The sequence below is a fragment of the Pseudomonas entomophila genome (assembly GCF_018417595.1).
GTDB classification, from domain to species: domain Bacteria; phylum Pseudomonadota; class Gammaproteobacteria; order Pseudomonadales; family Pseudomonadaceae; genus Aquipseudomonas; species Aquipseudomonas entomophila_C.
In genome coordinates this window covers 435,589-457,282 of sequence record NZ_CP070982.1, presented here as the reverse complement: position 1 = coordinate 457,282, position 21,694 = coordinate 435,589, and the positions used below count along the sequence as shown (strand labels likewise).

Below are 21,694 nucleotides of genomic sequence, written 5' to 3'. Positions count from 1 at the left end.
CCTTGCATGTCCGACCCCCGCTACCAGATCGACGTCAGCGTCGTGACCCGCTACCTCAAAGATCAATCCGACCCTGAGAACGACCGTTTCGCCTTCGCCTATACCATCACCGTGCAGAACAACGGCACGGTGAAAGCCAAGCTGATGTCCCGGCACTGGCTGATCACCAACGGCAATGGCGAAGTCGAGGAAGTCCGCGGCGCGGGCGTGATCGGCCAGCAACCGCTGATCGAACCCGGCCAGAGCCACACCTACAGCAGCGGCGCGGTGATCAGCACCCGCGTCGGCACCATGCAGGGCAGCTACCAGATGTTCGCCGAGGACGGTAAGCGCTTCGACGCCACGATTGCGCCGTTCCGCCTGGCCGTACCCGGGGCGCTGCACTGATGGCCACCTACGCGGTCGGCGACCTGCAAGGCTGCCTGCAACCACTCAAGTGCCTGCTCGAACGCGTGCGCTTCAACCCTGCGGTCGACCGCCTGTGGCTGGTGGGCGACCTGGTCAACCGCGGCCCGGAGTCGCTCGAGACCCTGCGCTACCTCTATTCGATCCGTGATTCGCTGGTCTGCGTGCTGGGCAACCACGACCTGCACCTGCTGGCTGCCTGGCACAACGTCGAACGGCTGAAGAAAAGCGACACCCTGCGCGAAATCATCGAAGCCCCGGACGCCGACCAGCTGTTCGACTGGCTGCGCCGGCAGAAGCTGCTGCACTACGACGAGCCACGCGGCATTGCCATGGTCCATGCCGGCATCCCACCGCAGTGGACGCTGGGCAAGGCACTGGAACTGGCCGCCGAAGTCGAGGAAGTGCTGCGTGACGATGGCCGCCTCAAGCTGTACCTGGACGGCATGTACGGCAACGAACCGAACAAGTGGAGCAAGGACCTGACGGGTGTCGAACGCCTGCGGGTGATCACCAACTACTTCACCCGCATGCGCTTCTGCACCGCCACCGGCAAGCTCGACCTCAAGAGCAAGGAAGGGCTGGACAGCGCCCCCAAGGGCTACAAGCCCTGGTTCGACCACCCGGACCGCCGCTCGCGGCACGTGAAGATCATCTTCGGCCATTGGGCCGCCCTCGAAGGCCGTGTCGACGTACCGGGCGTGATCGCCTTGGACACCGGTTGCGTCTGGGGCGGCGCGATGACCCTGTACAACGTCGACAGCGGCGAGCACCACCGCTGCGATTGCACCCGCGAGGGTACCCCTCGCCCACCAGTACCCAACAACGATCACCCCTGAAGGAAGCGCACCCATGAGCGAATTCAAGCGTATCAGCCCCGAACAAGCCCTCGCCCTGCGTGCCGAAGGTGCGGTCGTGGTCGACATCCGCGACCCGCAGGCCTATGCCGCCGGGCACATCACCGGCGCCACTCATCTGGACAACCACTCGGTGGCCGATTTCATCCGCAACGCCGACCTCGATGCGCCTACACTGGTTGTCTGCTACCACGGCAATTCCAGCCAGAGCGCCGCCGCCTATCTAGTCGGCCAGGGCTTCTCCAACGTCTACAGCATCGATGGTGGCTTCGAGCTGTGGCGCAACACCTACCCGGGCGAGACTGCCCAGGGCAGTGCTGAATAATATTTTCATTTTTCCTGCAGCCCGCGCTCCGTGCGGGCTCGCGCCCGGCCTGACGAACGGTCGTAGGCGTCTTCTTGGCTCCCCGCCCTTGACCTTGCGTATAACCAACTATCCTTAAGCCCAGGCCATCCAAAAAAAGGGGAGAGCCGGTACACCGGCGTGCGGGTCATCGGTAGCGCTTCAGGGTGTTCTGGGGGGTTTACAGCAATCGGCAAGCCCGGTTGCATGCCAGCATCAGCTGACTGATCCGGCGTCGTCTCCACGTATCGAGCGAGGTGACGTCATGAGCATTTTTAGCCACTTCCAACAACGTTTCGAGTCCACCCGGCAGGAAGAACTCACCCTGCAGGAGTACCTCGAACTGTGCAAGAAAGATCGCAGTGCCTATGCCTCGGCGGCCGAGCGGCTGTTGATGGCCATCGGTGAACCCGAGCTGATCGACACCTCCAGCAACTCCAGGCTGTCGCGGATCTTCTCCAACAAGGTGATCCGTCGATATCCAACCTTTGCCGACTTCCACGGGATGGAAGAATGCATCGACCAGATCGTCTCCTACTTCCGTCATGCCGCCCAGGGCCTGGAAGAAAAGAAACAGATCCTCTATCTGCTGGGCCCGGTAGGCGGCGGTAAATCGTCGCTTGCCGAAAAGCTCAAGCAGTTGATGGAAAGAGTACCGTTCTACGCCATCAAGGGATCGCCGGTGTTCGAATCGCCCCTGGGGCTGTTCAACGCCACTGAGGACGGCGCCATTCTGGAAGAGGACTTCGGGATACCGCGACGCTATCTGAACACCATCATGTCGCCCTGGGCCACCAAACGCCTGGCGGAGTTTGGCGGTGATATCAGCCAGTTCAAGGTGGTCAAGCTCTACCCCTCGATCCTCAACCAGATCGCCATCGCCAAGACCGAACCGGGCGACGAGAACAACCAGGATATCTCGGCCCTGGTGGGCAAGGTGGATATCCGCAAGCTCGAAGAGTTTCCACAGAACGATGCCGACGCCTACAGCTATTCGGGCGCGCTGTGCCGGGCCAACCAGGGCCTGATGGAATTCGTCGAGATGTTCAAGGCACCGATCAAGGTCCTGCACCCGTTGCTCACTGCCACGCAGGAGGGCAACTACAACAGCACCGAAGGCCTGGGCGCCATCCCTTATACCGGCATCCTGCTGGCCCACTCCAACGAGTCGGAGTGGCACACGTTCCGCAACAACAAGAACAACGAAGCGTTCATCGACCGGATCTACATCGTCAAGGTCCCGTATTGCCTGCGGGTCAGCGACGAAATCAAGATCTACGACAAGCTGCTGGTCAACAGTTCGCTGGCCAAGGCCCACTGCGCGCCCGACACCCTCAAGATGCTGGCCCAGTTCACCGTGCTCTCGCGCCTGAAAGAGCCGGAAAACTCCAACATCTACTCGAAAATGCGTGTCTACGATGGCGAGAACCTGAAAGACACCGACCCCAAGGCCAAGTCGATCCAGGAATACCGCGACTCAGCCGGTGTCGACGAGGGCATGAATGGCCTGTCGACGCGTTTTGCGTTCAAGATCCTGTCCAAGGTGTTCAACTTCGATCCGCACGAAATTGCGGCCAACCCGGTGCACCTGCTCTATGTGCTGGAACAGCAGATCGAGCAGGAGCAGTTCCCGGCCGAGGTGCGCGAACGCTACCTGCGTTACCTGAAAGAGTACCTGGCACCGCGCTACATCGAGTTCATCGGCAAGGAGATCCAGACCGCCTATCTCGAATCGTACAGCGAGTACGGCCAGAACATCTTCGACCGCTACGTGTTGTACGCCGACTTCTGGATCCAGGACCAGGAATACCGCGATCCGGAAACCGGCGAAATCCTCAACCGCATCGCCCTCAACGAAGAGCTGGAGAAGATCGAGAAGCCGGCCGGCATCAGCAATCCGAAGGACTTCCGCAACGAGATCGTCAACTTCGTGTTGCGCGCCCGGGCCAACAACAATGGCAAGAACCCCAGCTGGCTCAGCTACGAGAAGCTGCGGGTGGTGATCGAGAAAAAAATGTTCTCCAACACCGAGGATCTGCTGCCCGTCATCAGCTTCAACGCCAAGGCCAGCAAAGAGGATCAACAGAAGCACAACGACTTCGTCACCCGGATGGTGGAGCGTGGCTACACCGACAAACAGGTGCGCCTGCTGTCGGAATGGTACCTGCGGGTCAGGAAATCGCAGTAAAGGCGGCAAGTCACGTGCGGTGCGTCGGGCTCCCGCGCACCGTCCGTGGCGGCGGCGACTGCTTTTGCTTGCAGCTCGTAGCTTGAAGCTTGCAGCTGTATCCCGCTACCGGAGGGCCCATGAGCTACGTAATCGACCGACGCCTGAACGGCAAGAACAAGAGCACGGTCAACCGCCAGCGTTTTCTGCGGCGGTACCGTGAACACATCAAGAAAGCCGTCGAAGAGGCCGTGAGCCGCCGCTCCATCATGGACATGGAGCATGGCGAACAGATCAGCATCCCGGGTCGCGATATCGATGAGCCGGTGCTGCACCACGGTCGTGGCGGCAAACAGACCATCGTCCACCCCGGCAACAAGGAATTCACCGCCGGCGAACACATTGCCCGCCCCCAGGGTGGCGGCGGCGGTGGCGGGCGCGGCAAGGCTGGCAACTCCGGCGAGGGCATGGACGACTTCGTCTTCCAGATCACCCAGGAGGAATTCCTCGAGTTCATGTTCGAGGACCTCGAACTGCCCAACCTGGTCAAGCGCCACCTGACCGGTACCGACACCTTCAAGACCGTACGCGCCGGTATCGCCAATGAAGGCAACCCCTCGCGCATCAACATCGTGCGCACGCTGCGCTCGGCCCATGCCCGGCGCATCGCGCTGACCGGCAGCAGCCGCGCCCTGTTGCGGGAAGCGCAAAAGGAGCTGGACCGGCTGAAAGTCGAAGAGCCGGACAACTTCACCGACATCCAGGAAACCGAGATCGAGATCGAACGCCTCAAGGCGCGCATCAACCGCCTGCCGTTCCTCGACACCTTCGACCTCAAGTACAACCTGCTGATCAAGCAACCCAACCCCAGCTCCAAGGCGGTGATGTTCTGCCTGATGGATGTTTCCGGCTCCATGACCCAGGCCACCAAGGACATCGCCAAGCGCTTCTTCATCCTGCTGTACCTGTTCCTCAAGCGGAACTATGACCGCATCGAGGTGGTGTTCATCCGTCACCACACCAGTGCCCGCGAAGTGGACGAAGAAGAATTCTTCTACTCCCGCGAGACCGGCGGCACCATCGTTTCCAGCGCGCTGAAAATGATGCAGGAGATCATGGCCGAACGTTACCCGGCCAGTGACTGGAACATCTATGCCGCCCAGGCCTCGGATGGCGACAACTGGAATGACGACTCGCCGATCTGCCGCGACATCCTCGCCAACCAGATCATGCCGCACGTGCAGTACTACACTTATGTCGAGATCACTCCACGCGAACACCAGGCGCTGTGGTACGAGTACGAACGCATAGGCGAAGCCTATCCGGACACCTTCGCCCAGCAGCAGTTGGTATCGGCCGGCGATATCTACCCGGTCTTCCGTGAACTCTTCCAGCGCAGGTTAGCCACATGAGCGCCAGAGAACAGAGACGCCAACCCATTTCCGTCGGTTCGGAGTGGACGTTCGAACTGATCCAGACCTACGACCGCGAGATCAGCCGCCTGGCCGCGCGCTATGCGCTGGACACCTACCCGAACCAGATCGAAGTCATCACCGCCGAGCAGATGATGGATGCCTATGCCTCCGTGGGCATGCCCCTGGGGTATCACCACTGGTCGTATGGCAAGCAGTTCCTCAGCACCGAGAAGTCCTACAGCCGCGGGCAGATGGGCCTGGCCTACGAGATCGTGATCAATTCCGACCCGTGCATCGCCTACCTGATGGAAGAGAACACCATGTGCATGCAGGCACTGGTGATCGCCCATGCCTGCTATGGCCACAACAGCTTCTTCAAGGGCAACTACCTGTTCCGCACCTGGACCGACGCCAGTTCGATCATCGATTACCTGGTGTTCGCCAAGCAGTACATCGCCCAATGCGAGGAGCGCCACGGTATCGACGCCGTGGAAGACCTGATCGACTCCTGTCACGCCCTGATGAATTACGGCGTGGACCGCTACAAGCGCCCCTACCCCATCTCTGCGGAAGAGGAGCGCCGCCGCCAGAAAGAACGCGAGGAGCACCTGCAACGGCAGATCAACGATCTTTGGCGCACCATCCCCAAAGGCGCGGACAAAGGCAGCGAAAAGGATGACGCGCGCTTCCCGGCCGAGCCGCAGGAAAACATCCTTTACTTCATCGAGAAACACGCCCCGCTGCTCGAACCCTGGCAGCGTGAAGTCGTGCGCATCGTGCGCAAGATCGCCCAGTATTTCTACCCGCAGCGCCAGACCCAGGTGATGAACGAAGGCTGGGCGACCTTCTGGCACTACACACTGATGAACGACCTCTACGACGAGGGGTTGATCACCGAAGGCTTCATGATGGAGTTCCTTCAGTCGCATACCAGCGTGGTGTTCCAACCCGGCTTCGACAGCCCGTACTACAGCGGCATCAACCCTTATGCCCTGGGCTTTGCGATGTATACCGACATCCGTCGCATGTGCGAACACCCAACTGAAGAGGACCGCCGCTGGTTCCCGGAGATCGCCGGCAGTGACTGGCTGTCCACCATCAAGTTCGCCATGAGCAGCTTCAAGGACGAGAGTTTCATCCTGCAGTACCTCTCACCGAAGGTGATCCGCGACCTCAAGTTGTTCAGCATCCTCGACGACGACCAGCGCGACGACCTGCTGGTACCGGCGATCCACGACGAAGACGGCTACCGGACCATCCGCGAGCAACTGGCCGCCCAGTACAACCTGGGCAACCGCGAGCCCAACGTGCAGATCTGGAGCATCGACCGTCGTGGCGATCGCTCCCTGACCCTGCGCCACCAGCAACACAACCGCAAACCACTGGGCGACTCCACCGACGAAGTGCTCAAGCACCTGCACCGCCTGTGGGGCTTCGACATCCACCTGGAAACCGTACAAGGCGACCAGGTCATGAAGACCCACCACATGCCGCCCCGCAGCGAGCATGGCGAGGCCGGTGAATACGGGCGCATGGACCTGGCCGTGGTTCATCACCTCTGACCCTCCCCCATGCGTGCCGACACGGTATCCTGTCGGCACTCATGGAGGTTTCATATGCAGATCTACAAGGTTGGCGGCGCCGTGCGCGACCGCTTGCTCGGCCGCCCGGTCAGCGACGTCGATTGGCTGGTGGTCGGTGCCACGGTCGAACAGATGCAGGCCCAGGGCTTTCGCCCGGTGGGCGCCGATTTCCCGGTGTTCCTTCACCCCAAAACCGGTGAGGAATACGCCCTGGCCCGCACCGAGCGCAAGAGTGGGCGCGGTTATGGCGGGTTCACCTTCCATGCCAGCCCCGACGTGACCCTCGAAGAGGACCTGATACGCCGTGACCTGACCATCAATGCCATGGCCGAGGACGAGCACGGCGACCTGCACGACCCCTACCATGGCAAAAAGGACCTGGATCAGCGCATCCTGCGTCACGTTTCCCTCGCTTTCGCAGAAGATCCGCTACGCGTCTTGCGCGTGGCACGTTTCGCCGCCCGTTATGCGCCGATGGGGTTTCGCATAGCCGATGAAACACTGGAGCTGATGCGCCAGATCAGTGCTTCGGGCGAACTGCAGGCACTTACCGCGGAGCGAAGCTGGAAGGAAATCGAGCGCGCACTGATGGAGGACGAGCCCCAAGTGTTCGTCGAAGTGCTACGCGCCTGTGGCGCGCTCAAGGAACTGATGCCGGAAGTTGACGCCCTGTTCCACGGCGAGGCCGGCCAGGGCAGCCACGCACTCGATGTGTTGCAACAGGCCGCAGCGCACCAACAGCCCCTGGCGGTGCGCTGGGCCTGCCTTCTGCTTGCACTCGAAGGAAAGCAGATCAAGGCGGTCAACCAGCGCTTCAAGGCCCCCCGCGAGTGCCAGGAACTGGCGATACTGGTGGGTGAGTTCCATGAGCAAGGGCACCGCGCCATGGAACTGCCCCCCGAAGCGCTGCTGGAACTGCTGCAGAAATTTGACGTATACCGACGCCCGCAACGCTTCGAGGAGTTCATCGAGGCGTGCAGGATGGATGCCTTGCGGGAAGCCCGAGATTATCCACAGGCCGAGTACCTGCGAGGCGCGGCAACGGCAGCCAAAGAGGTGGATGTGAAGCCGTTGATGGAAAGTGGGTTGACGGGGCAGGCTCTGGGCGTGGCGCTCAAGACTGAGCGACTGAGCGCACTACGGGCGTACAAAGTGCGTTGACCGTGCTACCTGTTCGCTGGCAATCCGGCTCCTACCTGATGTGTAGGGGCCGGCTTGCCGGCGAACCGCTACGGATCAGATCCGGGTCAGCTGCAAACCCCGCCATTCGAACGGCACCGGTGCCAGTACCTGCTCGATGCTCGCCTCATGCCACAACTGCCCCATTGGCTTGCCCGCGCCCGGGTGCACCAGCTCCGGCGCCAACAGCGACAGTGGCCACAGCACAAAGGCGTTCTTCAGGATCTCCGCACGAGGCAGCACAAGCCCATTGAACGTGCCATGCAGGTCGTCGTACATCAACACATCGATATCCAGCGGCAGGCCCTTGCGGTCCGGCGCATAGCGGCCATTGTCCGCTTCGATGAACTTGAGACGACGATCGAGCTCCAGCAGCGGCAGATCGGTCTGTCCACGCACCACCAGGTTGTAGAAGGGCCCGCTCTTGATGCCCACGGCCTGGCTTTCGAACACCGCTGAACAGTGCATGTCACTGAGAATGCCCGCCAGCGCATCGAGCCCCGCGCACAAATGCCGTTCGCGGTCGATGTTACTGCCCACCCCCAGGTAAACCGTGCTCAGAGACATCCGCGCTCGATCTCCACGCCAACGCCGCCACGGGCCGCGGGCACCGCGCCTGGCTTGGTCAGCTTCAGGCGCACCCAAGGGATGTTGAACTCGCCCATCAGCACCGCCACCAGGCGCTCGGCGAAGGTCTCGACCAGTTCGAAGCGCGCCTGCTCGGCAAAGGCCTGGATGCGCGCCGAAACGCTGGCGTAGTCGAGTGCCAGTGAAAGGTCGTCACCTGCGGCGGCCGGGCGGTTATCCCAGGCGAAACTCAGGTCCAGGCGCAGGCACTGGCGAATATCCCGCTCCCAGTCATAGGCACCAATGACGGTATCGACTTCCAGGCCTTCGATGAACACTCTGTCCAAGCACTTCTCTCCACAGCACGACAAGGGCGACGGGCGCCGTTAGAATCAGGGCGTCCTCGCCCGGAATAGTTAGCATGTTTTGGTCACTGGCGCTGCTTGCCTACCTGCTCGGCTCTCTGTCCTTCGCCATCCTCCTGAGCCGCCTCACGGGCAGCCCGGACCCGCGTTCCAGTGGCTCGGGCAACGCCGGCGCAACCAACATGCTACGCCTGGCAGGGCGCAAGCTGGCGATCCTGACGCTGCTGGGCGACCTGTGCAAGGGCATGTTGCCCGTGCTGTTGGCACGCCAGGTCGGCCTCGACCCGCAGGAGCAGGCCTGGGTCGGCATCTGCGCGGTACTCGGCCATCTGTTCCCGGTCTACTTCCGCTTCCAGGGCGGCAAGGGCGTCGCCACGGCAGCCGGCATGCTGATGGCCCTGTACTTCCCGGCCGCGTTACTGGCCATCGGCGCCTGGCTGCTGACCTTCTACCTGACCCGCACCAGCTCGCTGGCCGCCCTCATCGCCACGCCGCTCACCCTGCCATTGCTGGCCTGGCGCGAGCCCGAGGCCTTGCTGCCGATGACGGTGCTCACCCTGATGATCGTGTGGCGACACCGCAGCAACCTGCGCGACCTGTTCGCCGGGCGCGAACGCCACTTCTGACGCTCGCCTTCCGGCGCCCTCTCACACGGGAGGCAACTGTTCCATCGGCCAGCGTGCCTGGACGCTGATCGCCAGGTCCTGCTGCTGGCCGGCCAGAAGACGCTGGCAGCCCGCGTAGGCGATCATCGCGCCATTGTCGGTACAGAAGCGCGGGCGCGCGTAATAGACGTTGCCCTTGATGCTGGCCAGCATCTCCTCGAGGGATGCGCGCAGGGCCTTGTTGGCACTTACGCCACCTGCGATGACCAGGCGCTTGAGGCCGGTCTGCTTGAGGGCGCGCTTGCACTTGATGGTCAGAGTCTCCACCACCGCCTGCTGGAACGCCAGCGACACGTCGCAACGGGTTTGCTCGTTGTCGTCCCCGGCATCACGGCATTGCTGCCAGGTGTTCAGGGCGAAGGTCTTCAGGCCACTGAAGCTGAATTGCAGGCCAGGCCGATCGGTCATCGGCCGTGGGAATACGAAACGCCCCGGCGTGCCCTGCTCGGCCAGGCGCGCGATCTCCGGGCCACCCGGGTAGTTGAGGCCGATCAGCTTGGCGGTCTTGTCGAAGGCCTCGCCAGCGGCGTCATCCAGGCTCTCGCCCAGCAGCTCGTATTGGCCGATCCCATCTACCCGAACCAACTGCGTGTGGCCACCCGAGACTAACAAAGCGACGAACGGAAATTCCGGTGGTTGCTCCTCGAGCATCGGCGCCAGCAGATGGCCTTCCATATGGTGCACACCGATCGCCGGAATATCCCAGGCGAACGCCAGTGCCTGGGCGCAAGACGCACCCACCAGCAGCGCGCCGACCAGGCCAGGACCCGCGGTGTAGGCGATGGCGTCGATCTCGGTGGCGACGCAGCCGGCTTCTTGCAGCACCTGGCGGATCAGCGGCAACATGCGCTTGACGTGGTCGCGCGATGCGAGCTCGGGGACGACACCGCCATAGACGCGGTGCAGGTCGATCTGGCTGAACAGCGCGTCGGCCAGCAGGCCGCGTTCGCTGTCGTATAATGCGACGCCAGTTTCGTCGCAGGATGTTTCCAATCCCAGTACTAGCATGGGTCCGTGCCTTGTGGAGGCTGAATTCGAAGGCGCGCATGATAGTCCCCGCACCTTGTGCCGACCAGCGGTTTTCGATCAGAGGCTTTGCATTCCGGCCAGCTAAGGGTTAACATCCGCAACCCTTGAAAACCGACGTTCTCCAGCACACCTTATGTTTTGCCAGGAGCACGTCTACCCCGGTAATGAATTAAGGTAGCCCTGGATGCCAGCCGTCAAAGTTAAAGAGAACGAACCCTTCGACGTAGCTCTGCGTCGTTTCAAGCGCTCCTGCGAAAAAGCCGGAGTACTGGCTGAAGTTCGTAGCCGCGAGTTTTACGAGAAGCCGACCGCCGAGCGTAAGCGCAAAGCCGCTGCCGCTGTTAAGCGTCACGCCAAGAAGGTTCAGCGCGAACAGCGCCGCGCCGTTCGTCTGTACTAATACAGACGTTCTACGCAAAGCTTCTGCCCCGCCCGGCCTCGTGTCGGGCTGATGGCAGCGGTCGTTTCAAACCCTTGGCCATGCGCCTTGGGTGCCCCGGCAAAAGCCATGGGCAACCAGCCTCAACACGTCAGAACTGGTCTTTGGCCAGGCGTGCACGTCCTCTCTGACGAGCCCTTCATCGGGCTGGTGACGAGCACAACACCTCTTCTGCGATACCCCACGCCAAACCCGCGCACAAGCGTTTAGACTTGCCAGTTGCCAGATGACGAGACTGCCATGGCCGGGCTGATTCCCCAGAGCTTCATCGATGACCTCCTCAACCGCACCGACATCGTCGATGTGGTGAGTTCGCGCGTCCAGCTGAAGAAGACCGGCAAGAATCTCTCCGCCTGCTGCCCGTTTCACAAGGAAAAAAGCCCCTCCTTCACTGTCAGCCCCGACAAGCAGTTCTACTACTGTTTCGGTTGTGGCGCCGGCGGTAACGCGCTTGGCTTTGTCATGGACCACGACAACCTGGATTTCCCCCAGGCAGTCGAGGAACTGGCACGCGCGGCGGGCATGGAGGTACCACGCGAGGAAGGCCGTCGCGGACAGAAGCCGCGCCAGCCGACCGACTCGCCGCTGTACCCGCTGCTCGAAGCCGCCGCAGAGTTCTACCGCCAGGCCCTGCGCAACCACCCCACCCGCAAGGCGGCAGTGGAGTACCTGAAGGGTCGCGGCCTGTCCGGCGAGATCGCCCGCGACTTCGGCCTGGGCTTCGCGCCACCGGGCTGGGACAACCTGCTCAAGCACCTGGGTGCCGACACCCTGCAGCAGAAGGTGATGATCGACGCGGGCCTGCTGATCGAGAACGCCGAAAGCGGCAAGCGCTACGACCGCTTCCGTGACCGAGTGATGTTCCCCATCCGCGACAGTCGCGGCCGGGTGATCGCCTTTGGCGGCCGGGTACTGGGCGACGACAAGCCCAAGTACCTGAACTCCCCGGAAACCCCGGTATTCCACAAAGGCCAGGAATTGTACGGCCTGTACGAGGCACGCAAGCACAACCGCAACCTCGACGAGATCATCGTGGTCGAGGGCTACATGGACGTGATCGCCCTCGCCCAGCAAGGCCTGCGCAACGCGGTGGCCACGCTGGGCACGGCCACCAGCGAGGAGCACCTCAAGCGCCTGTTCCGCGTCGTACCCAGCGTGCTGTTTTGCTTCGACGGCGACCAGGCCGGCCGCAAGGCCGCCTGGCGCGCGCTGGAGTCGACCCTGTCGAGCCTGCAGGATGGCCGCCGCGCGCGCTTCCTGTTCCTGCCCGAAGGCGAGGACCCGGACAGCCTGGTCCGCGCCGAGGGCACCGACGCCTTCCAGGCGCGCATCAACCAGCACGCCCAGTCGCTGGCCGACTACTTCTTCGAACAGCTGAGCAACGAGGCAGATCCCCGCTCGCTGGAAGGCAAGGCGCACATGGCCACGCTGGCCACTCCGCTGATCGAGCAGGTGCCCGGTGCGAACCTGCGTCAGTTGATGCGCAACCGCCTGAAGGAAATTACCGGGCTCGATGCACAGCAAACAGAGCAACTGAGAAAGGACACACCGCAATCCAGCCTGTCCAGCCACAATCTCGCCCCTGATTACAACTACCCGAGCGAAATCGACTACGGCCATTATGGCGACCCCGCACCGCCCGACTATTCGGCGGATGCGCACGGCTACCAGGAATGGACACCCAGCAAGGGAAGTAGCAAGAAGCCACGCGATGGCAAGTCTTGGAAAGGCGGCAAGAACTGGAAAGATGGCGAATGGCGGCGCGAACCGCCGCAGTGGGTACCCGTGGCAGTTGAGCCACCAATAAGGATCGCCATCCGCACGGTCTTGCACCGCCCTGCCCTCGCCTTGAAAGTCGAGGACGCCAGCAACTTCGCCGACGAGAAGTCTGAAGACGGCCAACTGCTGATCTCGGTGGTCCAGTCCGTGCAGAAAAAACCTGAGCTAAGCTCCATGGAACTGATGGCCCGCTGTCACGGAACTCAGTACGGCGCGATGTTACGATCAATGGCCGAGAAAGAATGGCTAATCGAGGACCAGAACCTTGAACAGCAGTTTTTCGACACCATTAACAGATTATCAGCCACTCAGCGGGAGCGCGGCCTGGAACGTTTGATCAGTAAATCCCGTCTAACGAAGCTGGACGAGGACGAAAATGCCAAGCTGCTTGACTTGCTCCGCCGCAATGTTCCCGCACAAAACCCGACCTCATCTGGCGCGTGAGGTCCATGCTCGGGTATAATCCTCGGCTTGTTTTTTGCCCGCCAAGACCTTCAGTGGATAGGGTGTTATGTCCGGAAAAGCGCAACAGCAATCTCGTATCAAAGAGTTGATCACCCGCGGTCGTGAGCAGGGCTACCTGACTTACGCGGAGGTCAACGACCACCTGCCAGAGGATATTTCAGATCCGGAGCAGGTGGAAGACATCATCCGCATGATCAACGACATGGGGATCAACGTATTCGAGAGTGCTCCGGATGCGGATGCCCTGTTGTTGGCGGAAGCCGACACCGACGAAGCCGCAGCCGAAGAGGCCGCCGCAGCGTTGGCGGCCGTTGAGACCGATATCGGCCGCACGACCGACCCGGTGCGCATGTACATGCGTGAAATGGGTACCGTCGAGCTGCTGACCCGCGAAGGCGAGATCGAAATCGCCAAGCGCATCGAGGAAGGCATCCGTGAAGTCATGGGCGCCATCGCTCACTTCCCGGGCACCGTCGACTACATCATCAGCGAATACGACCGCGTCACCGCCGAAGGCGGCCGCCTGTCCGACGTCCTCAGCGGTTACATCGACCCTGACGACAACATCGCCGCGCCGACCGAAGAAGTACCGATCCCAGGTGCCAAGGCCGCCGCCGCGAAGGAAGAAGAAGACGAAGACGACGAAAACGCCGAAAGCAGTGATGACGAGGAAGAGGCCGAAAGCGGTCCGGACCCAGTCGTTGCCGCACAGCGTTTCGGTGCCGTCAACGATCAGCTGGTCATCACCCTCAAGGTGCTGAAGAAGCACGGCCGCACTCACGCCGAAAGCATTGGCGCCATGCAGGCCCTGGCTGACCTGTTCATGCCGATCAAGCTGGTGCCCAAGCAGTTCGACGCACTGGTCGAGCGCGTACGCAGCGCCCTCGACCGCCTGCGCCAGCAAGAACGCGCCATCATGCAGCTGTGCGTGCGTGACGCCCGCATGCCGCGCGCCGACTTCCTGCGCCTGTTCCCGAGCAACGAGACCGACCAGACCTGGTCCGGCGACCTGGCCAAGCGCAACACCAAATGGGCCGCCGCCCTGGGTGAGAAAGACGCCGCGATCGTCGCCTGCCAGCAAAAGCTGATCGACCTCGAGACCGAGACCGGCCTGACCGTCGCCGAAATCAAGGAAATCAACCGTCGCATGTCCATCGGCGAGGCCAAGGCCCGCCGCGCCAAGAAGGAAATGGTCGAGGCGAACCTGCGTCTGGTAATCTCCATTGCGAAGAAGTACACCAACCGTGGCCTGCAGTTCCTCGACCTGATCCAGGAAGGCAACATCGGCCTGATGAAGGCGGTGGACAAGTTCGAATACCGTCGCGGCTACAAGTTCTCGACCTACGCCACCTGGTGGATCCGCCAGGCGATCACCCGTTCGATCGCCGACCAGGCACGCACCATCCGTATTCCGGTGCACATGATCGAGACGATCAACAAGCTCAACCGTATTTCCCGCCAGATGCTGCAGGAAATGGGCCGTGAACCGACCCCGGAAGAGCTTGGCGAGCGCATGGAGATGCCTGAGGACAAGATCCGCAAGGTATTGAAGATCGCCAAGGAGCCGATCTCCATGGAAACGCCGATCGGTGACGACGAAGACTCGCACCTGGGCGATTTCATCGAGGACTCCACCATGCAGTCCCCAATCGACGTGGCCACGGTCGAAAGCCTCAAGGAAGCGACCCGCGACGTGCTCTCGGGCCTGACCGCGCGCGAAGCCAAGGTGCTGCGCATGCGTTTCGGCATCGACATGAACACCGACCATACGCTTGAGGAAGTCGGCAAGCAGTTCGACGTGACCCGCGAGCGGATCCGTCAGATCGAAGCCAAGGCGCTGCGCAAGCTGCGCCACCCGACGCGAAGCGAGCATCTGCGCTCCTTCCTCGACGAGTAAAGACGAACCCCGGCCCAGGCCGGGGTTTTTCTTATGTGACAAATGGTCGTGAACGGCGCCACGCCGCTGGCCGGATGCCCGTCTACACTCGAGTCAGACCCCCTGATCGAGAGGCCGCTATGCCCTTGATGCCGGCCCTTCTGTTGCTGCTCCTGCTCGCCTGGAACACAACGGCCGGCGCGCTCACCCTGACTGACGAGGAACAAGCCTGGCTCAGCGCTCACCCGCAGCTGCGCCTGGGCGTCGACGCTTCATGGCCGCCATTTGAATTTCGCGACCAGGAAGGCCGCTACCAGGGATTGGCCGCCGATTACATCGCCTTGATCCAGGACCGTCTTGGCATCAAGCTCAAGCCCATCGAGCCCAGCAGCTGGACCGAGGTGCTCGCGCAGGCCCGCACGGGCCGCATCGACCTGCTGCCCGGGATCATGTCCACCCCGGAACGCCAGGCCTACCTGGCATTCACCCGTCCCTACCTGGACTTCCCGATCGTCATTCTCGCCCACAAAGGCGGCGCTCAACCGCGCAACCTGGAAGATCTCTATGGCTTGAAGATCGCCGTGGTGGAGAACTACGCCCCCCATGAATTGCTGCGCACCCACCATCCGGACCTGAACCTGGTCGCCATGCCCAACGTCAGTTCCACGCTCCAGGCCCTGGCCACGGATGCGGTGGACGCGGTGGTCGGCGACCTCGCCTCGAGCATCTGGAGCCTGCGCCAGCTCAAGCTCGACGGCCTCTACGTCAGTGGCGAGACGCCCTACCGCTATCAGTTGGCCATGGCCGCGCCACAAGAACAGAAGATTTTCATCGGCATCCTCGACAAGGTCATGGCCGACATGAGCAGCAGCGAGGTCAGCCATATCCAGCAACGCTGGGTGGGTAATGTCATCGACCAGCGCACGTTCTGGCACGACATGCTGCTCTACGGCCTGCCGGGCGTCCTGTTGCTGGTGGCCATCCTCGCCGTGGTGATCCGCATCAACCGCCGGCTCAGCTCGGAGATCTCCCGGCGCATCGCCCTGGAGCAGGAGCTGCGCAGCAGCGAATACCACTACCGCGGCCTGGTCGAGAGCCTGTCGGCGATTGCCTGGGAGGCCGACGCCAATGATTTCACCTACAGCTACGTATCGCCCCATGCCGAGGATCTGCTCGGCTACCCCTTGGGCGAATGGCTAAAACCCGGTTTCTGGCGCAGCATCCTGCACCCGGAGGACGCGCTCTGGGCCCAAGCCTACTGCGACAGCGAAACGGCGGCCGGGCGTGACCACAGCCTCGACTATCGGGTGATCCGCGCCGATGGCCATTCCCTGTGGGTGCGCAACATCGTCAGCATGATCGAGCACGGCCACAAACCCTTGATGCGCGGCCTGATGATCGACATCAGCGAAACCAAGCACACCGAGGACGCCCTGCGCCTGTCGGAACAGAAGTTCGCCTCGGTGTTCCAGCAATGCCCGGACATCCTGCTCATTGCACGCCACAGTGACGGCTGCCTGATGGAGGTCAACGAAGCGTTCGAGGAACAGATCGGCCTGGGCCCGGCGCAAGTGCTTGGCCGCACGGCCACCGAACTTGGCCTGTGGGGTGTGGCCGGCACGGGTCCACTGTTGCTCGAGCGTCTGCACCAGGGCGGTATCCGCAACCTGGAAATGACCTTCCGGCGCAGCAACGGCCAGTTGTTTACTGGCCTTGTCTCCGCCGAGACCTTCGAGCTGGATGGCACCAAAGCCCTGGTGGTGGCGGTACGTGATATCAATCAGCTCAAGGAAACCCAGCAACAGCTACAGATCTCCGAGGAAAAGTTCGCCAAGGCTTTCCACGCCTCGCCTGACGGGCTGCTGCTGTCACGCCAGAAGGATGGCCTGCTGCTGGAGGTCAACGAAGGCTTCTGCCGCCTGACCGGCTACGACATCAGCACGACCGTCGACCAGACCTCCCTCGACCTGGGCATCTGGGTCGACCTCAACGAACGCCAGCGCCTGGTCGAGCAACTCAACCGCGATGGATTCGTGCGCGACTTCAGTTGCCATATCCGCCGCAGCGACGGGCAGATCCGCCTGTGCGAGCTGTCTGCCAGGCCCCTGCCGATTGGCGGCGTCGACTGCATGCTGACCATTGCCCGTGACATCACCGAACGCCACCTCATGCAGGAGAAACTGCAACTGGCCGCCACCGTGTTCGAGAACACCGCCGAAGGCGTGTTGATCACCGACACCGACCAGCGCATCAGCGCAGTCAACCGGGCATTCAGCGAGATCACCGGCTACAGCGAGATCGAAGCCCTCGGCCAGACCCCCCGCCTGCTTGCCTCCGGCCAGCATGACAGTGCCTTCTACGCCGCCATGTGGCACCAGCTGACCGCCGAGGGCCACTGGCAAGGCGAGATCTACAACAAGCGCAAGAACGGCGAGCTGTACCCTGGCTGGCTGACCATCAGCGCCGTGCGCAACAGCGAGCGCGAAACCACCCACTTCGTTGCCGTGTTCGCCGATATCTCCAGCCTCAAGCATGCCCAGGCCAAACTCGACTACCAGGCCCACCACGACCCGCTCACCGGCCTGCCCAACCGCGCACTGTTCGAGAACCGCCTACTGTCGGCCCTCACCTGCGCGCAAGTCTCCAACCGCCAGGGCGCCGTGCTGTTCCTCGACCTGGACCGTTTCAAGCACATCAACGACAGCCTCGGCCACCCGGTTGGCGACCTGCTGCTCAAAGGCATCGCCCAACGCCTGAAAGAGCAGGTGCGTGATGTCGACACCGTGGCCCGCCTGGGCGGCGACGAGTTCATCATCCTCCTGCCCGGCCTGCATAAACCCAGCGATGCCAGCGCCATCGCCAACAAACTTTTGGCCTGTTTCCATGCCCCCTTCCAAGCCGGCGAGCACGAGTTCTTCACCAGCGCCAGCATCGGCATCAGCCTGTATCCACAGGACGGCAGCGACGTCGCCACACTGATCCGCAACGCCGACGCTGCCATGTACCGCTCCAAGGCCAAGGGCCGCAACCGTGTCGAGACCTACACCCGCGACCTTACCGCCCAGGCCAGCGAACGCATCGCTCTCGAGCACGAACTGCGGCGCGCGATCGAACGCAACGAACTGAGCCTGTGCTACCAGCCCAAGTTCAGCCTCAAGACCCAGAGCCTGGTCGGCGCCGAAGCCCTGATCCGCTGGACCCACCCCACCTTCGGCGAGGTGCCGCCAGAGCAGTTCATCCACCTCGCCGAAGAAAACGGCACCATCCTCCAGCTGGGGGACTGGGTGCTTGAGCAAGCCTGCCGGCAGATGCACGCCTGGAAAAAAACCTACCAGGCCTTCGGCCCGCTTTCGATCAACCTCGCCGGCGCGCAGTTACGCCAGCCCAATCTGGCCAAACGCATCGAGCAACTGCTCAAGAGCTACCAGCTCAAGGCGGGTGACCTGCAACTGGAGATTACCGAGAACTTCATCATGAGCCAGGCCGAGGAAGCCCTGAGCGTGCTGCACCAGCTCAAGCACCTGGGCGTACAGCTGGCCATCGACGATTTCGGCACCGGCTATTCTTCGCTCAGCTACCTCAAACGCCTGCCGCTGGACATTCTCAAGATCGACCAGTCGTTCATCCGCGGCCTGCCGGACGACCCCCACGACGCCGCCATCGCCCGCGCCATCATCGCCTTGGGGCGCAGCATGCAACTGACGATCATCGCCGAGGGGGTGGAGAACCAGGCCCAGCAACGCTTCCTTGCCGCCGAGGGTTGCGAGCAGATCCAGGGCTACATCGTCAGCCTGCCCCTGCCACCCGAGGAATTCGCCGCTACCTTCCTTCGCATAGCACTATCGGATCTTTCGGATGGCACGGTATCGAAACCCTCGTTATAATCCGGCGCACCTGCTGAGGGCCTATAGCTCAGTCGGTTAGAGCAGAGGACTCATAATCCTTTGGTCCACGGTTCGAGTCCGTGTGGGCCCACCACCTTCAAAGCCGCGCACTGCGCGGCTTTCGACTTTCTAAGGCACTCGTTGCCGAATTAAATCCCAGCGATGAATCTGCAGATGAATGCAATATAGTTTGCGGAGCAAACTGAGATGTATTCATGCCATAGCAGGTGTGCGGTCTGATGAATTCAGCACAGTACCGCTCACACTCGAGATAGGGATGCCAGCGCTGGGTGCGAGCCTCGCCATGGCATTGCTGAATGACGTTGGTAACACAGGCCATCACCCGTACCCCTGCAGCGCGGAGCATCCGGCGAACACGCCGTATGGATATCCATTGCGCCCACAATCACCAACGAGACCTCGACCTGCAACCTATAAATGTGAACCGCATCACATTTATAGGTTGCAATTCCACTCTCGCTGTGATTCACATTGACTTTAAGCCTGAATTTAGACTATAATTGGATCAGTCGAGACAACTCGGCTTTAGATTTGAAAATTGACTGGGCACGACGCCCATTACCGAAGCCCTAACACGGCCCGGAGGACTCTCGATGCGAATTGAGACCATTAGCTACTTGAAACAACACGCAGCAGACCTGGATCTTGCAGAACCCATGGTCGTTACACAGAACGGTAAAGCCGCTTATGTCATCGAATCGTACGCTGATCGCATGCGACGTGATGAAGCCATTGCACTGGCTCGTTTTCTCGCGATCGGCTCGCGCGAGGCAGAGCAAGGCATGTACTGCTCCGTAGACGACTTCAAGGCTCGCATGGCCAGGAGGTACCTAAATGAATAATTAACTGGAGGGCTTATGTCCAAAAAAAAATACACCGTAATTCTCGCCAACACTGCACAATTCAGCATTGAAAATCAGATCCAATTCCTTGCTGGCCATGCCCCCACCGAAGTGTCCCAAGCAGCAGCCTACGGGCATGTGATGCCACTGGTTGACCAAGTCGTATCGCTGCTCGGTGCCGCCCCAAATGCCTACCCTGTAGCTCCTGAACTCGCCAAGCTCGGCATCACGAAGTTTCGCCGCCTGCTCGTTGAGAACTTCCGCGTCTTTTACGAAGTGAACGAGCTGTCACTGACTGTGACGGTCATTCTGTTCATCAACCAAAGGCAGAGCGTCGAACGTGCACTCGTGGACTACGCCATTCTTGGTTCGCTGCCTTGAAGCAACATACTGGACGATTCAATGAGCGTGCGAGAATTTGCGACATAAGCAAAGCTTCAAACAGTGCGGGCGCCCAGCGCCCATACTGAACTGACGAAGCAAGCCGCGAACACCAGTGCGCGCGCCCACCTCTCATCCTTTTCATACAGCCAGTCCCAGGTCGCCATCGGTAATTGTGCCCGAGTGTTGGCGACACCTCCTGGAAAAGGCGCAATGCTGCTGAATTCAGCACTGGGCACGCCCTCCATTGACATGCAGTCGCAAGCCCCTGCGGGAGCATCAAACGGCGAACTCATCCTGACCTGACACTTCACAATCCTACACAGCATGGCTAGGCTGGCTTGCCGCCGAGCAAGGACCTCAGAATGCCAGACACCCGCCCCATCGCCCTCGACGAAATCGACCGCCAGTTGATCGCTCTGTTGCAGATCAACGCCCGGGAAAGCGTCGCCACCCTCGCCCGCCAGCTGGGCATCGCCCGCACCACGGTGAACTCGCGCCTGGCGCGGCTGGAAAAGAGCAAGGTGATCACCGGCTACGGCGTGCGCCTGGGCCAGCGCTTGATTGGCGGGGGCTTGCAGGCCTATGTGGGGATCAAGGTGCAGCCGCGCTCGGGCAAGGAAGTAGTACGGCGGCTGTCGGCCATGGGGCAGGTGCAGCAACTGTGCGCGGTGAGCGGCGAGTTCGACTATGTCGCCTGGCTGCACAGCGATTCGCCCGAACAACTGGACCAACTGCTCGACCAGATCGGCAGCCTCGACGGAGTGGAGAAGACCACCACGTCGATCATCCTCAGCAGCAAGGTGGACCGGGGGCAGCCGGGCTGACTGCCCCGCGTCTTGCCGTCAGGCTTCCATTGCGTCGAGCAATCCCTCCAGCAATGCCCTGAGCGTTTCCGCCGAATGCAGGATCGACCAGATCATCGCCCGGTTCGCTTCGGGGGCGTGATGCAGGGCGTAGTTGTCGGCGATCTCCTGGATGGCGCGGGCCAGCATGCTGGCGTGGACCAAGGCGTCGGCGGCGTCGACGCCGGGGCGGACGGTGAAGATCGGTGGGTGGCTGGACTGGCAGGTGCAGAAGGACTGCTCGGTGGTGGGGTTCAACTTCAGGGGTGGGTCTGGGACGATCTTTTTCATAGCGCAGTATCCAAGTTGAGTCTGGGATAACTGCCCTCTGCATCCTTCTCACGGGATCAAGGTGGCAGCCATACGCGGGGTGAGAATCCGGCCAACTTGGAAACCGGCCAGGCAAAAGCCTGCCCGCGCAGGGCTGCCATAACGCACGCCTCGGCGCTCAAGTTGGTATCGGGTTCTCACGCCCGGTCACCGAATGTGCGGTGACCGGCAAAAGTTAACCGCGAATAGATACCTTGGAAGCCGGACCGAGACGGCACGGCTTGTAGGATAGGTCCCAATCAAAATCTCATATGTAG

The 21,694-nt window shown here is 61.6% G+C and carries 19 protein-coding genes and 1 tRNA gene; 16 read left to right on the top strand and 4 right to left on the bottom strand.

From position 1 onward, the window contains the following. The first annotated feature begins 6 nt into the window (after positions 1-6). From apaG to JYG34_RS01935, 7 genes are all read left to right on the top strand, one after another. The gene (gene apaG / locus JYG34_RS01965) at positions 7-387 is read left to right on the top strand and encodes a Co2+/Mg2+ efflux protein ApaG (protein WP_213659296.1); all 381 of its coding nucleotides are present in this window, start codon (positions 7-9) and stop codon (positions 385-387) included. Then, on the top strand, positions 387-1,244 hold the full coding sequence (locus JYG34_RS01960; RefSeq protein ID WP_213659295.1) for a symmetrical bis(5'-nucleosyl)-tetraphosphatase: 858 nt from the start codon (positions 387-389) through the stop codon (positions 1,242-1,244). Before apaG ends, JYG34_RS01960 begins: the two co-directional genes overlap by 1 nt. Before the next feature lie 13 nt (positions 1,245-1,257). Then, the gene (gene glpE, locus JYG34_RS01955) at positions 1,258-1,587 is read left to right on the top strand and encodes a thiosulfate sulfurtransferase GlpE (protein WP_213659294.1); all 330 of its coding nucleotides are present in this window, start codon (positions 1,258-1,260) and stop codon (positions 1,585-1,587) included. 283 nt (positions 1,588-1,870) lie between these two features. After that, complete coding sequence (locus JYG34_RS01950; RefSeq protein WP_213659293.1) at positions 1,871-3,793, top strand: PrkA family serine protein kinase; 1,923 nt, start codon at positions 1,871-1,873, stop codon at positions 3,791-3,793. Between the two features lie 119 nt (positions 3,794-3,912). Continuing rightward, positions 3,913-5,184 carry a YeaH/YhbH family protein gene (locus JYG34_RS01945; RefSeq protein WP_213659292.1) on the top strand — a complete coding sequence of 424 codons (1,272 nt, stop codon included), beginning with the start codon at positions 3,913-3,915 and terminating at the stop codon, positions 5,182-5,184. Then, positions 5,181-6,749: a SpoVR family protein gene (locus JYG34_RS01940; RefSeq protein WP_213659291.1), complete on the top strand. Its 1,569-nt coding sequence runs from the start codon at positions 5,181-5,183 to the stop codon at positions 6,747-6,749. The genes JYG34_RS01945 and JYG34_RS01940 overlap by 4 nt, the downstream gene beginning before the upstream one ends. 54 nt (positions 6,750-6,803) lie before the next feature. After that, entirely contained in the window at positions 6,804-7,931 is a 1,128-nt protein-coding gene (locus tag JYG34_RS01935; RefSeq protein ID WP_213659290.1) for a multifunctional CCA addition/repair protein, read from the top strand. Between the two features lie 75 nt (positions 7,932-8,006). On the opposite strand, the gene folK is transcribed toward JYG34_RS01935, so the two are convergent. Further along, on the bottom strand, positions 8,007-8,516 hold the full coding sequence (folK, locus tag JYG34_RS01930; protein WP_213659289.1) for a 2-amino-4-hydroxy-6-hydroxymethyldihydropteridine diphosphokinase: 510 nt from the start codon (positions 8,514-8,516) through the stop codon (positions 8,007-8,009). Then, positions 8,507-8,863: a dihydroneopterin aldolase gene (gene folB / locus JYG34_RS01925; RefSeq protein WP_213659288.1), complete on the bottom strand. Its 357-nt coding sequence runs from the start codon at positions 8,861-8,863 to the stop codon at positions 8,507-8,509. The genes folK and folB overlap by 10 nt, the downstream gene beginning before the upstream one ends. A gap of 74 nt (positions 8,864-8,937) precedes the next feature. Here folB and plsY point away from each other — a divergent pair, with 74 nt between their 5' ends. Next, entirely contained in the window at positions 8,938-9,507 is a 570-nt protein-coding gene (gene plsY / locus JYG34_RS01920; protein ID WP_213659287.1) for a glycerol-3-phosphate 1-O-acyltransferase PlsY, read from the top strand. Between the two features lie 21 nt (positions 9,508-9,528). Here plsY and tsaD read toward each other — a convergent pair whose 3' ends face one another. Beyond that, on the bottom strand, positions 9,529-10,554 hold the full coding sequence (gene tsaD / locus JYG34_RS01915; protein ID WP_213659286.1) for a tRNA (adenosine(37)-N6)-threonylcarbamoyltransferase complex transferase subunit TsaD: 1,026 nt from the start codon (positions 10,552-10,554) through the stop codon (positions 9,529-9,531). Between the two features lie 205 nt (positions 10,555-10,759). Between tsaD and rpsU the strand changes: the two genes are divergently transcribed. The 8 genes from rpsU to JYG34_RS01875 all read left to right on the top strand — a co-directional run bounded on the left by rpsU (position 10,760) and on the right by JYG34_RS01875 (position 21,089). Then, a complete protein-coding gene (rpsU, locus tag JYG34_RS01910) occupies positions 10,760-10,975 on the top strand; it encodes a 30S ribosomal protein S21 (protein WP_003255575.1) in 216 nt (71 codons plus the stop codon). 279 nt (positions 10,976-11,254) lie between these two features. Next, a complete protein-coding gene (gene dnaG / locus JYG34_RS01905; RefSeq protein WP_213659285.1) occupies positions 11,255-13,237 on the top strand; it encodes a DNA primase in 1,983 nt (660 codons plus the stop codon). Between the two features lie 67 nt (positions 13,238-13,304). Further along, positions 13,305-15,155, top strand: a complete 1,851-nt coding sequence (rpoD, locus tag JYG34_RS01900) for an RNA polymerase sigma factor RpoD (protein ID WP_011531826.1) — start codon at positions 13,305-13,307, stop codon at positions 15,153-15,155. A 119-nt stretch (positions 15,156-15,274) separates the two neighbouring features. Next, positions 15,275-19,018, top strand: coding sequence for a bifunctional diguanylate cyclase/phosphodiesterase (locus JYG34_RS01895; protein ID WP_213659284.1), 3,744 nt, complete (start codon positions 15,275-15,277; stop codon positions 19,016-19,018). A 17-nt stretch (positions 19,019-19,035) separates the two neighbouring features. Then, positions 19,036-19,112, top strand: a tRNA-Ile gene (locus JYG34_RS01890). A 520-nt stretch (positions 19,113-19,632) separates the two neighbouring features. Continuing rightward, positions 19,633-19,881: a type II toxin-antitoxin system Phd/YefM family antitoxin gene (locus JYG34_RS01885; protein WP_213659283.1), complete on the top strand. Its 249-nt coding sequence runs from the start codon at positions 19,633-19,635 to the stop codon at positions 19,879-19,881. A 15-nt stretch (positions 19,882-19,896) separates the two neighbouring features. Beyond that, positions 19,897-20,262, top strand: a complete 366-nt coding sequence (locus tag JYG34_RS01880; protein WP_213659282.1) for a type II toxin-antitoxin system RelE/ParE family toxin — start codon at positions 19,897-19,899, stop codon at positions 20,260-20,262. A 365-nt stretch (positions 20,263-20,627) separates the two neighbouring features. Beyond that, on the top strand, positions 20,628-21,089 hold the full coding sequence (locus JYG34_RS01875; protein ID WP_213659281.1) for an Lrp/AsnC family transcriptional regulator: 462 nt from the start codon (positions 20,628-20,630) through the stop codon (positions 21,087-21,089). Between the two features lie 18 nt (positions 21,090-21,107). Here JYG34_RS01875 and JYG34_RS01870 read toward each other — a convergent pair whose 3' ends face one another. Beyond that, the gene (locus JYG34_RS01870; RefSeq protein WP_011531820.1) at positions 21,108-21,398 is read right to left on the bottom strand and encodes a DUF3077 domain-containing protein; all 291 of its coding nucleotides are present in this window, start codon (positions 21,396-21,398) and stop codon (positions 21,108-21,110) included. Between the last annotated feature and the right edge of the window lie 296 nt (positions 21,399-21,694).

Coding starts and splice junctions, on each gene's coding strand:
- apaG (WP_213659296.1), top strand. CDS start 7: ATGTCCGACCCCCGCTACCAGATCGACGTCAGCGTCGTGACCCGCTAC.
- JYG34_RS01940 (WP_213659291.1), top strand. CDS start 5,181: ATGAGCGCCAGAGAACAGAGACGCCAACCCATTTCCGTCGGTTCGGAG.
- JYG34_RS01870 (WP_011531820.1), bottom strand. CDS start 21,398: ATGAAAAAGATCGTCCCAGACCCACCCCTGAAGTTGAACCCCACCACC.
- plsY (WP_213659287.1), top strand. CDS start 8,938: ATGTTTTGGTCACTGGCGCTGCTTGCCTACCTGCTCGGCTCTCTGTCC.
- rpoD (WP_011531826.1), top strand. CDS start 13,305: ATGTCCGGAAAAGCGCAACAGCAATCTCGTATCAAAGAGTTGATCACC.
- JYG34_RS01885 (WP_213659283.1), top strand. CDS start 19,633: ATGCGAATTGAGACCATTAGCTACTTGAAACAACACGCAGCAGACCTG.
- folK (WP_213659289.1), bottom strand. CDS start 8,516: ATGTCTCTGAGCACGGTTTACCTGGGGGTGGGCAGTAACATCGACCGC.
- rpsU (WP_003255575.1), top strand. CDS start 10,760: ATGCCAGCCGTCAAAGTTAAAGAGAACGAACCCTTCGACGTAGCTCTG.
- JYG34_RS01950 (WP_213659293.1), top strand. CDS start 1,871: ATGAGCATTTTTAGCCACTTCCAACAACGTTTCGAGTCCACCCGGCAG.
- JYG34_RS01935 (WP_213659290.1), top strand. CDS start 6,804: ATGCAGATCTACAAGGTTGGCGGCGCCGTGCGCGACCGCTTGCTCGGC.
- glpE (WP_213659294.1), top strand. CDS start 1,258: ATGAGCGAATTCAAGCGTATCAGCCCCGAACAAGCCCTCGCCCTGCGT.
- JYG34_RS01875 (WP_213659281.1), top strand. CDS start 20,628: ATGCCAGACACCCGCCCCATCGCCCTCGACGAAATCGACCGCCAGTTG.
- tsaD (WP_213659286.1), bottom strand. CDS start 10,554: ATGCTAGTACTGGGATTGGAAACATCCTGCGACGAAACTGGCGTCGCA.
- JYG34_RS01895 (WP_213659284.1), top strand. CDS start 15,275: ATGCCCTTGATGCCGGCCCTTCTGTTGCTGCTCCTGCTCGCCTGGAAC.
- JYG34_RS01880 (WP_213659282.1), top strand. CDS start 19,897: ATGTCCAAAAAAAAATACACCGTAATTCTCGCCAACACTGCACAATTC.
- JYG34_RS01945 (WP_213659292.1), top strand. CDS start 3,913: ATGAGCTACGTAATCGACCGACGCCTGAACGGCAAGAACAAGAGCACG.
- dnaG (WP_213659285.1), top strand. CDS start 11,255: ATGGCCGGGCTGATTCCCCAGAGCTTCATCGATGACCTCCTCAACCGC.
- JYG34_RS01960 (WP_213659295.1), top strand. CDS start 387: ATGGCCACCTACGCGGTCGGCGACCTGCAAGGCTGCCTGCAACCACTC.